General features: G+C 34.0%; 13 protein-coding genes. 7 read left to right on the plus strand and 6 right to left on the minus strand.

What is annotated here, in order from left to right; translation table 11 throughout:
* Nucleotides 1–2: 2 nt before the first annotated feature.
* The 4 genes from BUA98_RS03340 to BUA98_RS03355 form a co-directional block, all read right to left on the minus strand.
* Nucleotides 3–305: a hypothetical protein gene (locus tag BUA98_RS03340; RefSeq protein ID WP_072970205.1), complete on the minus strand. Its 303-nt coding sequence runs from the start codon at nucleotides 303–305 to the stop codon at nucleotides 3–5.
* Nucleotides 306–323: 18 nt separating this feature from the next.
* Nucleotides 324–656 carry a hypothetical protein gene (locus BUA98_RS03345; protein ID WP_072970206.1) on the minus strand — a complete coding sequence of 111 codons (333 nt, stop codon included), beginning with the start codon at nucleotides 654–656 and terminating at the stop codon, nucleotides 324–326.
* Nucleotides 657–838: 182 nt separating this feature from the next.
* A complete protein-coding gene (odhB, locus tag BUA98_RS03350; RefSeq protein WP_072970207.1) occupies nucleotides 839–2,080 on the minus strand; it encodes a 2-oxoglutarate dehydrogenase complex dihydrolipoyllysine-residue succinyltransferase in 1,242 nt (413 codons plus the stop codon).
* An 83-nt stretch (nucleotides 2,081–2,163) separates the two neighbouring features.
* Nucleotides 2,164–4,938 (minus strand): 2-oxoglutarate dehydrogenase E1 component, encoded by a 2,775-nt coding sequence (locus BUA98_RS03355; protein ID WP_072970208.1) that lies wholly within the window; start codon nucleotides 4,936–4,938, stop codon nucleotides 2,164–2,166.
* A 116-nt stretch (nucleotides 4,939–5,054) separates the two neighbouring features.
* Between BUA98_RS03355 and BUA98_RS03360 the strand changes: the two genes are divergently transcribed.
* A complete protein-coding gene (locus tag BUA98_RS03360; RefSeq protein ID WP_072970592.1) occupies nucleotides 5,055–5,606 on the plus strand; it encodes a hypothetical protein in 552 nt (183 codons plus the stop codon).
* A 54-nt stretch (nucleotides 5,607–5,660) separates the two neighbouring features.
* The gene (locus BUA98_RS03365) at nucleotides 5,661–6,230 is read left to right on the plus strand and encodes a hypothetical protein (protein WP_139256988.1); all 570 of its coding nucleotides are present in this window, start codon (nucleotides 5,661–5,663) and stop codon (nucleotides 6,228–6,230) included.
* Between the two features lie 22 nt (nucleotides 6,231–6,252).
* Here the strand turns inward: BUA98_RS03365 and BUA98_RS03370 are convergent, their stop codons facing one another.
* Nucleotides 6,253–6,606 carry a hypothetical protein gene (locus BUA98_RS03370; protein ID WP_072970210.1) on the minus strand — a complete coding sequence of 118 codons (354 nt, stop codon included), beginning with the start codon at nucleotides 6,604–6,606 and terminating at the stop codon, nucleotides 6,253–6,255.
* 84 nt (nucleotides 6,607–6,690) lie between these two features.
* Nucleotides 6,691–7,665 (minus strand): polyprenyl synthetase family protein, encoded by a 975-nt coding sequence (locus BUA98_RS03375; protein WP_072970211.1) that lies wholly within the window; start codon nucleotides 7,663–7,665, stop codon nucleotides 6,691–6,693.
* A 268-nt stretch (nucleotides 7,666–7,933) separates the two neighbouring features.
* Here BUA98_RS03375 and BUA98_RS03380 point away from each other — a divergent pair, with 268 nt between their 5' ends.
* The 5 genes from BUA98_RS03380 to BUA98_RS03400 all read left to right on the plus strand — a co-directional run bounded on the left by BUA98_RS03380 (nucleotide 7,934) and on the right by BUA98_RS03400 (nucleotide 14,877).
* On the plus strand, nucleotides 7,934–8,455 hold the full coding sequence (locus BUA98_RS03380; protein ID WP_072970212.1) for a YceI family protein: 522 nt from the start codon (nucleotides 7,934–7,936) through the stop codon (nucleotides 8,453–8,455).
* Between the two features lie 106 nt (nucleotides 8,456–8,561).
* The gene (locus BUA98_RS03385; protein WP_072970213.1) at nucleotides 8,562–9,161 is read left to right on the plus strand and encodes a TetR/AcrR family transcriptional regulator; all 600 of its coding nucleotides are present in this window, start codon (nucleotides 8,562–8,564) and stop codon (nucleotides 9,159–9,161) included.
* 13 nt (nucleotides 9,162–9,174) lie between these two features.
* A complete protein-coding gene (locus tag BUA98_RS03390; protein ID WP_072970214.1) occupies nucleotides 9,175–10,509 on the plus strand; it encodes a TolC family protein in 1,335 nt (444 codons plus the stop codon).
* A gap of 9 nt (nucleotides 10,510–10,518) precedes the next feature.
* The gene (locus tag BUA98_RS03395) at nucleotides 10,519–11,586 is read left to right on the plus strand and encodes an efflux RND transporter periplasmic adaptor subunit (RefSeq protein WP_072970215.1); all 1,068 of its coding nucleotides are present in this window, start codon (nucleotides 10,519–10,521) and stop codon (nucleotides 11,584–11,586) included.
* A gap of 114 nt (nucleotides 11,587–11,700) precedes the next feature.
* Nucleotides 11,701–14,877: an efflux RND transporter permease subunit gene (locus BUA98_RS03400; RefSeq protein ID WP_072970216.1), complete on the plus strand. Its 3,177-nt coding sequence runs from the start codon at nucleotides 11,701–11,703 to the stop codon at nucleotides 14,875–14,877.
* Nucleotides 14,878–14,970 lie beyond the last annotated feature (93 nt).

Genomic DNA, 14,970 nt, shown 5'->3' on the forward strand with positions numbered 1-14,970 from the left:
GCTTATTGTGCCGTTGGATTGTAGGTTAGACCCAGATAAATTAATAGAGAAAAAACTAGTGTTAGAAGAAGATAAATGCCCCAAATTTTCCAGCCACTTTTTGCCAGAAAAGCAATTACCATAAGTGCAACCCAAAGGATAAAACCAGTAAAAGCCATTGTCATCAATATGTTTGCACGGTTAAACCATGAAGCGAGTGCCAAGTGAAAGGTAACAGAAACAAAGTAGCCGCCTAGAATGGCAGCGGTAATTTTGGCAAAACGTTGCCATTTGGACTGGGTTAAATATTTTGGATTTGCTGGCATAGAGAGCTTAAGAATAATTTAGTAGTAATAAAATTCTAATAAGGCAACAATTATAAATAACACTAAAAGAGCGATGCTATTTACTTTTTTCAGAGGTTTCAATATAATAATCAAACTACCAATAGTCATTAGCTGAATGAAAAACATGAAAGTACCACAACACAATGATTGCGAAAAGAGCCATATGGAATAAGCAGATAGAAGAAGCAAGAGTCCTGTGATTTTAGTTTGTCTTGGATTTTTCTGCATCCATTTTTCAAAACCTAAATCATATGATAAAGCAGCTCTTTTTGATGTGTAATACAAAGTGTAAAAAGCTAAAAAAACGATTAGACTTGCAATTGTTATCATGATTAGTAATTTAAAACGTGTAACTATTATTTAGAATAAATTTTAATAGTGCAAATCTAAGTTAAGAATCAAAACAAAACAAGTTATTTTTATTTATTCTAAGTAAGTTTTCTTGATTTTGGATATAAAAAAACCTGCTCGTTATTTGAGCAGGTTTTATATAAATTGAAAATTATTTCAAATTACAATTCTAAAGCACGTTTAGCATCGCCATTCATCAATAATTCTAGTGGATTTTCTAAAGCTTCTTTTACAGCAACCAAGAAACCAACTGACTCACGTCCGTCGATAATTCTGTGATCGTAAGAAAGTGCAACATACATCATTGGGTGAATTTCAACTTTACCGTTTACAGCGATTGGACGCTCGATAATGTTGTGCATTCCTAAAATTCCTGATTGAGGAGGATTGATGATTGGAGTACTTAACATACTTCCAAAAACTCCACCATTAGTGATAGTGAAAGTTCCACCAGTCATATCGTCAACAGTAATTTGACCATCACGAGCTCTTAAAGCTAATCTTTTGATTTCAGCTTCGATTCCGCGGAAAGTTAAAAGTTCAGCGTTACGAACTACAGGAACCATTAACCCTTTTGGTCCGGAAACTGCGATAGAGATATCAGCAAAATCGTAAGCGATTTTGTAATCACCATCCATCATAGAGTTAACATCTGGATATAATTGTAAAGCTCTTGTAACTGCTTTTGTAAAGAATGACATGAAACCTAAGCCTAAACCACCATGTTTTGCTTTGAAAGCATCTTTGTATTCATTACGAATTTGGTTGATTGGCGTCATGTTTACTTCATTGAAAGTAGTTAACATTGCTGTTTCGTTTTTAGCAGAAACTAATCTTTCAGCTACTTTACGACGCAACATTGATAATTTTGTACGCTCAGATCCACGGCTTCCTCCTGTTGGAGTTCCCATTGAAGGTACTGCATTTACAGCGTCATCTTTTGTGATTCTTCCACCTTTACCAGTTCCTGAAACTGTTGCTGGTGCTATATTTTTTTCGTCTAATATTTTTCTTGCTGCCGGAGATGGAGTTCCTGCTGCATAACTTGGAGCCGCTGCCGGTGCCGGAGCTGCTTTAGGCGCTTCTGCTTTTACTTCTGTCTTTGGAGCCTCTGCTTTTGGCGCTTCTGCTGCCGGAGCTGCTGGTGCATCACCTGCAGGTTTTGCTGCATCAGTATCAATTAAACAAACGACAGCTCCTACTGCAACTGTATCACCTTCTTCAGCTTTAAGCGTAATGATACCGCTCATTTCAGCAGGCAATTCAAGAGTAGCTTTATCTGAATCAACTTCAGCAATAGCCTGATCTTTCTCTACATAATCTCCGTCTTTTACTAACCAAGTTGCAATTTCAACTTCTTTTATTGATTCCCCTGGTGATGGGACTTTCATTTCTAAAATCATCTTTGTTTTTGTTTAAGGTTTGTATTGCTTAAAGATTAAAGCGTTTGGTCTAACTTTAAAACTTAAGCGTATAAACTAATTTTTTATCTGAATAAATTTTTATCGAAAACCATTCTAATCGCATCTGCATGACGACGTTTAGCTCTTGTATAACTTCCTGATGCCGGAGCAGCATAAGCTTTTAATGAAGCCAATCTCCATTTTACAAGATCGAAGTTCATTAACATAAAGCTGTAAGCTCCCATGTTTTTAGGCTCTTCTTGTGCCCAAACATAATCATCAGCATTTGGATATTGTGCAATAATTGCTTTTAATTGCTCCACTGGTAAAGGGAATAATTGCTCAACACGAACAACTGCAACGTCATTTCTTCCGTTGTTTTCTCTTTCAGCAACAATGTCATAGTAGAATTTACCAGTAACAAAAACTAACGTTTTTACTGCTTTTTTATCTACTGTGTTATCATCTATAGTTTCCTGGAAACTTCCTGTTGCTAATTCTTCTACTGTAGAAACGCATCTTGGGTCACGCAATAAACTTTTTGGAGAGAAAACTACCAAAGGCTTACGGAAATTTGTTTTCATTTGTCTTCTCAACAAGTGGAAGAAGTTAGCTGGCGTTGTACAATCTGCAACGTACATATTTTGTCTCGCACAAAGTTGTAAGTAACGTTCCATTCTTGCAGAAGAGTGTTCTGCACCTTGTCCTTCATATCCGTGAGGTAATAATAAAACAATACCATTTTGGTTGTTCCATTTGTCTTCACCACATGAAATATATTGGTCAATCATAATTTGAGCTCCATTTGAGAAATCTCCAAATTGTGCTTCCCAAATAGTTAATGCATTTGGATTAGCTAGTGCATATCCATAATCAAAACCAAGAACACCATACTCAGATAAAAGAGAGTTGAAGGCACCGAATTTTCCTTTTTTGTTTTCGATAGCATCTAATAGAATTACTTCTTCTTCAGAATCTTCCACTTTAACTACGGCATGACGGTGAGAGAAAGTACCACGCTCTACGTCCTGACCTGAAATACGAACATCAAATCCTTCTGTCAAAAGAGAGCCATAAGCTAATGCTTCAGCTGTTCCCCAGTCAATAGTGTTGTTGTCGTATCCTGCTTTTCTATCCGTAACAATTTTGGTTATTTTGTTGATGAATTTCTTGTCAGATGGTAAAGTTGAGATTGTATTGATGATAGAATCTAATCCTTTTTTGTCAAAAGTAGTATCAACTTTTTGAAGCATTTGCGTATCAGTTACCTGAACAAATCCATCCCATTCGTTTTTCATGAATGGTGTTATAATTGTCAAATCTTTTTTACGGGAAGCTTCTAAATTCTCCTCCATATTAGATTTGTATTCTTTTTCTAAAGCGTTTACATAAGAAGCATCGATTACGCCGTCAGACAATAATTTCTCAGCATAAATATCTCTTGGATTTTTATGTTTTGCGATGATTTTATATAAAACCGGTTGGGTGAAACGAGGTTCATCACCTTCGTTATGACCGTATTTTCTGTATCCTAATAAATCGATAAATACGTCACGTCCAAACTGCATTCTGTAGTCTAATGCAAAAGATACTGCATGTACAACAGCTTCAGCATCATCAGCATTTACGTGTAATACCGGAGATAAAGTTACTTTAGCAACGTCTGTACAATAAGTAGAAGAACGAGCGTCTAAATAGTTTGTTGTAAAACCAACCTGGTTGTTAATTACAATATGGATTGTTCCTCCAGTTTTGTAACCGTCAAGCTGTGCCATCTGAATGATTTCATATAAGATACCCTGTCCTGCAATTGCAGCATCTCCGTGAACGGCGATAGGTAATACTTTAGAGAAATCGTCAGCATAATATTTATCTTGTTTTGCTCTTGTGATTCCTTCAATTACAGCTCCAACCGTTTCTAAGTGCGAAGGGTTTGGTGCTAAATTGATGTTGATGCTTTTTCCTGATCTTGTTTTTTTGTCAGCTGTAAGACCTAAGTGGTATTTTACGTCACCATCAAAATATTCCTGATCGTAATCTTTACCGTCAAACTCACCAAAAATATCCTGAGTAGATTTTCCGAAGATGTTTGCCAAAACGTTCAAACGACCACGGTGTGCCATTCCCATTACGAATTGTTCAACACCTTTTTCAGCAGCTTGCTCGATCAAAGCATCTAAAGCCGGAATAATAGATTCTCCACCTTCTAGTGAAAAACGTTTTTGTCCAACATATTTAGTGTGTAAGAAGTTCTCGAAAGAAACTGCTTCGTTTAATTTATTTAAGATCGTTTTCTTTTCTTCTGTAGAAAAATTAGGCTGATTAACATTAACCGCTAATTTATCCTGAATCCATTTTACAACACCAGGATTTCTGATGTACATATATTCAATTCCAATATGCTGGCAGTAAATAGATTTAAGACGCGTTACGATATCCTGTAAAGTAGAAGGTCCAACTCCAATAGTCTTAGCCGCATCAAAAACTGTCGAAAGATCAGCAGTTGTTAATCCGAAATTCTCAATATCTAAAGTTGGAGATGAAGTTCTACGATCACGCACCGGATTTGTTTTTGTGAACAAATGCCCGCGCGTACGGTAACCATCAATCAATTTTAATACATTGAATTCTTTTTGTAGTTTTTCTGAAACTTTGCTGTAATCTGTGTTGTCGCTAGTCACATATTCAACAATCTGTTGAACCGGATTTTCGTCATTATAAGTCGTCTGTCCAAAGTCGAAACCTTGAAAAAAACTTCTCCAGCTAGGCTCAACGCTGTCTGGGTTTACTAAATATTGATCGTATAATTGTGCGAAAAACTCTGTATGCGCTGCATTTAAAAATGAAAACCTATCCATAATATTAGTGAATATACTTTTTGTTAAATAGAATGGCAAAAGTACAACAATCACATTTATTTAAATCTTTTTTTTACGTACTTTTACGTAAAAATTTGTTAAAAATAGATCTAACTATGAAGAAAAATCAAATTTCAATCGTTTTCAAATCTTTTTTTGTGATTATGACAGTCTTTTTTTCTAGTTATGCAACCGCTCAGCAAAACTATGTTATAAACAACCACAATGATTTTTGGGATAAAGTTCAGTTCGGAGGCGGATTAGGTCTTGGATTTGGATCTGGTTACACCGATATTTCTGTAATGCCAAGTGCAATTTATAATGTTAATGAGATTGTATCTCTGGGTGTTGGGTTGCAATTTGGTTATTTATATCAAAAAAATTATTATGAATCTTTTGTGTACGGAGCAAGTTTTCTAACCTATGTAAATCCAATTCCTCAATTGCAGTTATCTGCCGAATTAGAGCAGGTGAGAGTCAATGCAGATTATGAAGAAACCTATTATGTCCCTGCTTATTCTGATGATTTTTGGAATACGGCCTTGTATCTTGGTGCTGGTTACAGAACAGGAAATGTAACGATTGGTGCTCGCTACGATGTTTTGTATAATCCAAATAAGAGTCTTTATGGTTCTGGATTTATGCCTTTTGTGAGAGCGTATTTTTAAAAGGTGCTAAGGTTCTGAGGTACTAAGTTGCTAAGGTTTTTAAAACAAGAAAATTTGAAAAAATACATTTTCATAATTGCAATAATTATAGCTTTGAGTTGTAATCATTCTCAAAAGGCAGATAAGACTGAAAACAAAAAAGTTGTAAAAAAAGAACTAAGACCTTTTTTTGATTCGGATAAAGTCGATCATTATTATTTGGATTTTTCCGAAGATGATTTTACTAAAATCCTTATGAAGGATAATAATACTAAAAAGGAAGAAGAATTTTTTGAAATTTATGTACATCATTTTCCTGATAGTATTCCAAAAGAAAATTTTGAGAAAATTCTATTAAAGCATAATTATAGAAAATCAAGCTTAACTAGTAAACAGCAAAAAGACATTCAAAATGTTTTTAGCGAAAAAGATTCGTCACCAGATTCTTATGCTTCTTGTGCTGCAGAATATCGGGATATTTTTATTTTTAAGAAGAAAGAAAAAACGATTGGAATAGCAAAAATCTGTTTTAAATGCGGTCGTTTTCAGATAATAGGAAGTAAACTAGATACTAATGGATTTGGACTTTGGTCTGAATTAGATAAGTTGAAAAGTATTATCAGGCCAAAAACCTTAGAACCTTAGCATCTCAGTAACTTAGAACCTTCTACTTAAAATTCTTTCGAAACCAAACTTTCTGCCATTCTCGTTTTAAAATCAAAAACGAAACTTGTTCAGCAAGAATCACTAAATCCGATCCATCAAGTTTTTTTATTTCAATTTCAGAAACATCAATAATATATAGGAGGTTTAAGTATTCAGCGAATTTATACTGAATCATTCGGTAGATTTTTTCGTGAAGCTGGATCTTCAATTCGTTGGGAGAAATACTTAACGGGAAATCGATGCCTTCATTCGCTAAATTAAAGTCCTTGTTGATTTGTTCGATCAGGTTGAGATATAAAGTTTCTGCCTGAGCTTCTGCTAGTAAAGATTCTGTATTAATTGGTGCTACAAACATATTTTTATCAATTTCAAAATTCAATGTCAATTGCAATTTTCAATCTTTTATAATTGATTTTTGAAATTGTTATTGCTATTGTTTTTATACCTTACGTCCCATTAAATTTTCACCGAAAGTTCTCAAAATACTCTTCTTTTCGGCATTAATATCCATTTTTTCTAAAGTTTCAAAAGCTTTAAAGGTATACATTTCTATCGCTTCCTGAGTCGCTTTTGAAGCTCCTGATGCATTAAAAATGGCTTTTACAGTTTCTATTTTTTGTAAATTATCTTCTAATTGTAATCCGAATAACTGTTGTAATTCTGCTGCTTTTTCTTCAGATGAAAACTCAATTGCTTTTAGATACAAATAGGTTTTTTTGTTTTCGATAATATCTCCACCCACTTGTTTTCCAAAGGTTTCAGGATCTCCAAAAGCATCTAAATAATCATCTTGCAACTGAAATGCCAATCCTAAATTCAGTCCGAAATCATAAATTAAATCAGCTTCTTTTTCAGAAGTTTTCGCTACAATAGCCCCCATTTTCATGGCTGCTGCAACTAAAACTGCTGTTTTATATTCAATCATTTTCAGGTATTCGGGAATGGTAACATTGTTTCTTTCTTCAAAATCAACATCCCATTGTTGTCCTTCACAAACTTCAAGAGCCGTTTTGCTGAATAATTTCGCTAAATCTCTAAAAATAGTTGGTTCGTATTGTTCGAAATATTGATAAGCCAGAATCAACATTGCATCACCAGAAAGTATTCCGGTATTAATATTCCATTTTTCATGAACGGTTACTTTTCCTCTTCGCAAAGGCGCATCGTCCATAATGTCATCATGAACTAACGAAAAGTTATGAAAAACTTCAACCGCCATAGCTGCCGGAAGCGCTACTTTATAATCGGCATCAAAAACTTCTGCAGCCATTAAAGTTAATACCGGACGCATTCGTTTTCCACCAAGCCCTAAGATATAAGTAATAGGTTCGTAAAGATTTTTGGGTTCTTTGTCTATGCTTTGGTTTTCTAAATAACTAATGAAAAATTCCTGGTACTGACTAATATCGTGCATAAAATGAAAATCTGATTATCGAGGCTCAAAGATACAATTCAAATGTTAATTATTCCCTGCTAAAATTTAAATGCTAACTAAGATTTAAAATCAGGTAAAATTGATCTCATTTCTAATCTGTTAAATTATTTTTAAAAAAAACTTGGAAACTTATTTGGTGTTTAGAGTTTCCTGTCTATATTTGCAATCTCAAATGGAAACCCAGAACACTGTAAAAGTTTCCGTTTTAAGTTTAGATAAGTTATAAACTAAACAAAACCAAATAATTATGAAAACAACATGGACCTTAGATTCTAGCCAATCAGATGTTTTGATTAAAATGAGACATTCGATTATTGCCTATTTAGGAGGAACTACAAATAAATTTGACGGTTACGTTAATATCGAAGACAATGAAATCGAAGATGCTTCGGTTGAATTTTCATTAGATGTTAATAATAAAAATGACAGTTTTCAGCATATCGATTCTCATATGCAATTGAATGATTTATTCAATGTAAACGAGCATCCGATTATCAGTTTCAAATCGACATCCTTTCAGAAGATTAATGATAATATCAATTTTTTCAAAGGTGATTTAACTATAAAAGATGTTACCAGAGTTGTAGAACTTGATGCAGAATTTATTGGGGTCAATTCTTATAACGGACAGAAAAAAGTTGCTTTTGAAATTAAGGGAGATATTAAACGTCAGGACTTTGGTTTAGATTATAATGCATTTAACTTCAACGGTGGTTTAGCATTAGGAAAGGATATTAAACTTATTGCAAATCTGGAATTTAGTATATAAATCTTACATAATGAATAAATTAATGTAAAATTATTACAAATATAATGGAAACTATTTTTTCAATTTTAGTTTCCTAATTATATTTGTAATGTAATTTGAATTTAAAATGAAAGAGAAAATCATATCAAAAGCGAGTGAGTTGTTTTTAAAGCTCGGTTTTAAAAGTGTTACGATGGATGATATTGCAGGCGAAATGTGTATTTCTAAAAAAACGATTTACAAATATTTCTGTAATAAAGAAGTTTTGATTGAAGAAAGTACTTCAATGGTTCATAAACAGGTTCATGAGGTTATTGATACCATTGTTGCGAAAGATTATAATGCCATTCATGAGAACTTTGAAATTCGCGAAATGTTTCGCGATATGTTTAAAAACGCGACGGATACTTCGCCTCTTTATCAGTTAAAAAAACATTATCCTGAAATCTATCAAAATGTAATGACACATGAAATAGATCAGTGCAATCACTATTTTAAAGATAATATTTTAAAAGGAATCCGTGAGAACTTATACAGACCAGATTTGAATATTGATTTATATGTGAAATTTTATTACACCTTAATTTTTCATATTAATGAAACTACAATTTCTGAAAGAGAAGCACAAAAAATAGAATTAGAAGCTTTGGAATATCATACCAGAGCAATGGCAACCGAAAAGGGAATAATCGAATTAGAAAAACAACTTAAAAAATTTAGTACTTAATTAATCAATCTATATGAAACGAGTAATTCTTATATTTTTGTGTTCAATTGGCTTGACTGCCAACGCACAAGTCAAAACCCTAACCTTAAAAGAGGCTCTTACATACGCGTTGCAAAACAAAGCGGATGCAAAAAAATCTAAACTTCAGGTTGAAAATAGTGAGTATCAAATTCAGGAAATTCGCTCAAGAGCCTTGCCACAAATCTCCGGTAACGCAAGTTTAACTTATAATCCAATTCTACAAACAAATGTTATTGATGGAGGTTCATTTGGTCAGCCAGGAACTACTATTCAGGCGACTTTTGGCCAAAAATGGACTTCTGGAGCGGGAATCTCTTTGACTCAGGCATTATTTGATCAGTCTGTTTTTACAGGTTTGAGAGCTGCTAAATCTACTCGTGAATTTTATCAAATAAACGATCAGTTGACTGAGGAGCAAGTTATCGAAAGAGTTGCAAATAATTACTACGGAGTATATGTACAACGTGAAAGATTAATTTTATTAGATAGCAATTACGTTAATACAACTAAAGTCCGCAATATTGTACAAGGACAATTTGATAATGGTCTGGCTAAAAAAATTGATTTAGACCGTATTATTGTAAAAATGTCAAACATTGATACAGAACGTCAACAAATTAAAAATCAGATTACTTTACAGGAAAATGCTTTGAAGTTTTATATGGGAATGCCTATTGAAGCTCAAATCGAGATTCCGAAAGAAGAATTTGAAGTGGTTCCAGCTGCCTTAACTGAAGTTCCAAATGTAGAAAACAGAACAGAATATTTGCTTTTGAAAAAACAAGAAGAATTATTAGTGTTTAATAAGAAAGCTACTGAAGCATTGTACTATCCAACATTAAACCTGGTTGCGGGTTACAATTATATTGGTCAGGGTCCTGAAATGCCTCTTTTTGCAAAACCAAGAGATGGTGTTTATTGGTCTGATTATTCTGCAATTGGATTGAATTTACATGTGCCAATCTTTACAGGTTTCGGAACTCGTGCTAAAGTAAGACAGGCAGATGTTGAAATTAGATCACTTCAGGAAGATATTAAAGACACCAAACTTTCATTGGATCTTGATTACAGAAACGCAATGGCTCAAATTGAGAACAACCTTATCACGATTAATAATCAAAGAGAAAACATGCGTTTGGCAAAAGAGATTTTAAGCGATACAAAAAACAATTACCTTCAGGGATTAGCGTCATTAACCGATTTATTAGATGCTGAAAACGAATCTCTTGAGGCTCAAAATAATTTTACAAGAGCAGTTTTAAATTACAAAATTGCTGAGATAACACTAATCAAATCAAAAGGCGAACTAAAAACTCTTATTAAATAACTAATTACAATGAAGAAAACTATTATAACAATCGTAATCATAATCGCGGCCTTAGGGGTGATTGGATATATCTTAAATAATAATAAGAAGGAGAATAAAGCTAAAACCGATATCGTTGCTGAAAAAAATGCTGCGGTTTCAGTAAAAATTTCTCCGGTAAAAACAGAAGAAGTTTCATTAGACTTCGTTGCAAATGGAAACTTCCAACCAATCCAACAGTTAACATTTTCTGCTGAGAAATCAGGGAAAGTAATTAGCGTTTTGGCAAAAGAAGGAGATTACGTAAGAGTAGGTCAAACTTTATTGACAATGAGAGGTGACGTAATCAATGTAAATGCACAACAAGCACAGGCTGTATACGCAAATGCAAAATCAGATTACGCGAGATATGAAAATGCTTTTAAAACGGGCGGTGTTACCAAACAACAATTAGATCAGGCAAAATTGGCTTTAACAAACGCTCAGTCTAATTTAACTCAGGCAAACATTAATGTTGGAGATACAAGAGTAAAAGCGCCAATCAGCGGATTTATCAATAAAAAATACATTGAGCCAGGATCTATCTTAACAGGAATGCCGGCAACTGCATTGTTTGATATCGTAAATGTTTCTAAATTAAAATTAGTAGTTACAGTAAACGAAAATCAGGTAGCAAGTTTAAAAGTTGGAAATACTATCAATGTATCTGCTAGTGTTTATCCTGATAAAAATTTCTCTGGAAAAATCACTTTTATTGCTGCAAAAGCTGACGAGAGTTTAAACTTTCCTGTTGAAATTGAAATTGCAAATAATACAAACAATGACCTGAAAGCAGGTATGTACGGAACGGCAAATTTTGCTTCAAACCAACAAAAACAACAGTTAATGGTTGTGCCTAGAAACGCATTCGTAGGAAGTGTAAGCAGCAACGAAATTTTTGTAGCTGAGAATGGTATCGCAAAATTGAGAAAAGTAACTGCGGGAAGAATTTTAGGAGATCAGGTAGAAATCATCAATGGATTATCTGATGGCGAAAAAGTAATTACTACCGGTCAGATCAACTTACAAGACGGTAACAGAGTAGAAATTATTAAATAAAAAAGTAATTAGTGGTTAGTACAGAGTACTTAGTCCTTGGAATTATTCAAAGTAAATAATCTCAAGAGACTAAGGACTAAAAACTAAGGACTTAATAAAATTTAAAAGAAATATATGAAATTAGCCGAAATATCCATAAAACGTCCGTCGTTAGTAATTGTATTGTTTACAATTCTGACACTTGGTGGATTGTTCAGCTACAGCCAATTAGGCTATGAGCTGATCCCTAAATTTGAGCAAAACGTTATTACAATTTCTACAATTTATCCTGGAGCTTCTCCAAGTGAGGTAGAAAACACGGTAACTAAGAAAATTGAGGATGCAATTGCATCCCTGGAAAATGTTAAGAAAATTGACTCAAAATCATACGAAAGTTTATCTATCGTTTCGATTACACTGACATCAAACGCAAAAGTCGATTTTTCCTTAAATGATGCGCAACGAAAAATCAATGCGATTATTAGTGATTTACCAGATGATGCTGAAACGCCTTCGTTAACCAAATTCTCGCTGAGTGATTTACCAATCATGACGCTTGGTGCCAACGGAAAAATGGACGAAGCAGAGTTTTATGACTTAATTGATAAAAAAATTGCTCCTATTTTGTCTCGTGTACAAGGTGTGGCGCAGGTAAATATTATCGGTGGTGAGGAACGTGAGATTCAGGTAAATCTTGATGCATTAAAAATGCAGGGTTATGGATTATCTATCCCTCAGGTTCAACAAAATATTTTGAGTTCAAACTTAGATTTCCCAACAGGAAACATCCAAACGAGAAATCAAAAAATATTAATTCGTTTAGCGGGTAAATATAAAAGTGTTGAAGAATTAAGAAACTTAGTAGTTTCTTCTCAAAACGGAATTCAGGTTCGTTTAAGTGATATTGCAGACGTTCAGGATACTCAAAAAGTAGCTGAGAAAATATCTCGTGTAGATCAAAAAAGTGCGATTGTTTTACAAATCGTTAAACAATCGGATGCAAACGCAGTTGCGGTAAGTGAGCAATTATTGAAAACAATTACCATTCTTGAAAAAGATTATGAAAAAAATCATTTAAAATTAGAAGTTGCAAAAGACAGTACAATCTTTACTCTTGAAGCAGCAGATTCTGTTGTTCACGATTTATTGATTGCGGTAATTCTGGTAGCATTTGTAATGTTGTTCTTCCTTCACAGTATTAGAAACTCGTTGATCGTAATGGTTTCTATTCCTGCCTCTTTGATTGCAACATTTATTGGTATTTATTTAATGGGATATACATTAAACTTAATGAGTTTATTAGGATTATCTCTGGTGGTTGGTATTCTTGTGGATGATGCGATTGTGGTTTTGGAGAATATCTACAGGCACATGGAAATGGGTAAAAGCCGAATCCGTGCATCATATGATGGAACAGCCGAAATTGGTGGAACCGTAACTTCGATTACCTTAGTAATTGTGGTGGTATTCTTGCCTATCGCGATGAGTTCTGGTTTGGTTTCTAATATCATTACACAATTCTGTGTTACGGTAATTATATCAACTTTATTATCACTTTTAGCTTCATTTACTATTATTCCATGGTTATCATCTCGTTTTGGTAAATTAGAGCATATTGAAGGAAAAAATTTATTCGGAAGAATTATTCTTGGTTTCGAAAGTTATTTAACACGTTTTACCAACTGGGTTTCTGACTTATTGACTTGGTGTTTGGATCATTATATTAAAACTTTTGTAGTTGTAATTGTATTGTTCTTAGTATCTACAGTTGGATTAATGGGTGGAGGTTTCATTGGAGGAGAATTTTTCGCTTCTTCTGATAGTGGAGAGTTCTTAGTTCAAATCGAAATGCCAAAAGATGCTTCGTTAGAACAAACGAATTTCATGACGCAAAAAGCAGAAGCTTATTTGAAAGCTCAGGAATATGTTCACAGCCAAATTACAACGGTAGGACAAACTTCTGAAGGATTTGGAGCGTCGCAAGCTACAGCTTATAAAGCAGAGATTGACGTAAAAATGATCGAGCAAAAAGATCGTACAGATGATGCAAACGTATACGCTGCAAAAATCAAACGTAAATTAGAAAAAGTATTAGTTGGCGCAAAAGTAAAAACAGTTCCGGTTGGTATCTTAGGTACTGCTGAAGATGCAACTTTAGGATTAATTGTAACAGGTCCTTCAACAGAAGCGGCTATGGCATTTGCTAAAAAAGCAGAAGCTGAATTACGTACTATTCCTGGAACAACAGAGATCAAATTAACAGTTGAAGATGGTAACCCTGAGATCAACGTTAAAGTAGATCGTGATAAAATGGCTGCTTTAGGGTTGACATTACAAACAGTTGGTTTAACCATGCAAACTGCTTTTAGCGGAAACACAGATGGTAAATACAGAGCTGGTGAATACGAATACGATATCAACATCAGATACAATGCATTCGATAGAAAAAGTATTACTGATGTTAGTAATTTGATTTTCATCAATGCAGCTGGCCAACAAATTAAATTATCTCAATTTGCAACAATTACAGAAGGTTCTGGACCTAGCCAGTTAGAGCGTAGAGATAAATCAGCGTCGGTAACTGTAAAAGGACAAAACGTTGGGGTTCCTTCAGGAACAATTGTAACACAATGGCAGGCGAAGTTAGATAAACTTCAAAAACCAGCTGGTGTTAACTATATCTGGGGAGGTGACCAGGAGAACCAATCAGAAGGTTTTGGTACTTTAGGAATCGCTTTATTAGCCGCTATTATCTTGGTTTACTTAGTAATGGTGAGTTTGTACGACAGTTTCGTTCACCCATTCGTAGTATTGTTTGCTATCCCGCTTTCGTTTATTGGTGCGATGTTGGCATTAGCTTTAACAAATAACTCATTAAACATCTTTACCATTTTAGGTATCATCATGTTGATTGGTCTGGTGTGTAAGAATGCAATCATGCTTGTCGATTATACGAACCAAAGAAGAGCAGCTGGAGAATCAATAAGAACGGCATTAATTCAGGCGAACCACGCTCGTTTACGTCCGATTTTGATGACTACAATTGCGATGGTATTTGGTATGTTCCCAATTGCATTAGCATCTGGAGCTGGAGCTGAATGGAAAAACGGATTGGCTTGGGTAATTATCGGAGGATTAATTTCTTCTTTATTCCTAACGCTGATTGTTGTTCCGGTTATTTATAACATCATGGAAAAAATAATTGCTAAAGTTAGCAAAGGAGAAAAAATCGATTACGAAGCTGAAATGGTTGCCGATTATGAGCATACCGAATTAAGTGAAGACGGTTTTAATCCTAAACATACACATTAAGAATTTTTAAAAATTCCAATATTTAAAATCCAAATTCCAATTTTGGAACTGGTAAAAAATAAAATCCCAAATTCCTTAATTGGAATTTGGGAT

Origin of the sequence: Flavobacterium saccharophilum, from assembly GCF_900142735.1 — a bacterium.
Lineage (GTDB): Bacteria > Bacteroidota > Bacteroidia > Flavobacteriales > Flavobacteriaceae > Flavobacterium > Flavobacterium saccharophilum.

What these genes read in the sequence shown, in the direction of transcription:
- BUA98_RS03340 (WP_072970205.1), bottom strand. Translation starts at nt 305, where the DNA reads ATGCCAGCAAATCCAAAATATTTAACCCAGTCCAAATGGCAACGTTTT.
- BUA98_RS03345 (WP_072970206.1), bottom strand. Translation starts at nt 656, where the DNA reads ATGATAACAATTGCAAGTCTAATCGTTTTTTTAGCTTTTTACACTTTG.
- odhB (WP_072970207.1), bottom strand. Translation starts at nt 2,080, where the DNA reads ATGATTTTAGAAATGAAAGTCCCATCACCAGGGGAATCAATAAAAGAA.
- BUA98_RS03355 (WP_072970208.1), bottom strand. Translation starts at nt 4,938, where the DNA reads ATGGATAGGTTTTCATTTTTAAATGCAGCGCATACAGAGTTTTTCGCA.
- BUA98_RS03360 (WP_072970592.1), top strand. Translation starts at nt 5,055, where the DNA reads ATGAAGAAAAATCAAATTTCAATCGTTTTCAAATCTTTTTTTGTGATT.
- BUA98_RS03370 (WP_072970210.1), bottom strand. Translation starts at nt 6,606, where the DNA reads ATGTTTGTAGCACCAATTAATACAGAATCTTTACTAGCAGAAGCTCAG.
- BUA98_RS03375 (WP_072970211.1), bottom strand. Translation starts at nt 7,665, where the DNA reads ATGCACGATATTAGTCAGTACCAGGAATTTTTCATTAGTTATTTAGAA.
- BUA98_RS03380 (WP_072970212.1), top strand. Translation starts at nt 7,934, where the DNA reads ATGAAAACAACATGGACCTTAGATTCTAGCCAATCAGATGTTTTGATT.
- BUA98_RS03385 (WP_072970213.1), top strand. Translation starts at nt 8,562, where the DNA reads ATGAAAGAGAAAATCATATCAAAAGCGAGTGAGTTGTTTTTAAAGCTC.
- BUA98_RS03390 (WP_072970214.1), top strand. Translation starts at nt 9,175, where the DNA reads ATGAAACGAGTAATTCTTATATTTTTGTGTTCAATTGGCTTGACTGCC.
- BUA98_RS03395 (WP_072970215.1), top strand. Translation starts at nt 10,519, where the DNA reads ATGAAGAAAACTATTATAACAATCGTAATCATAATCGCGGCCTTAGGG.
- BUA98_RS03400 (WP_072970216.1), top strand. Translation starts at nt 11,701, where the DNA reads ATGAAATTAGCCGAAATATCCATAAAACGTCCGTCGTTAGTAATTGTA.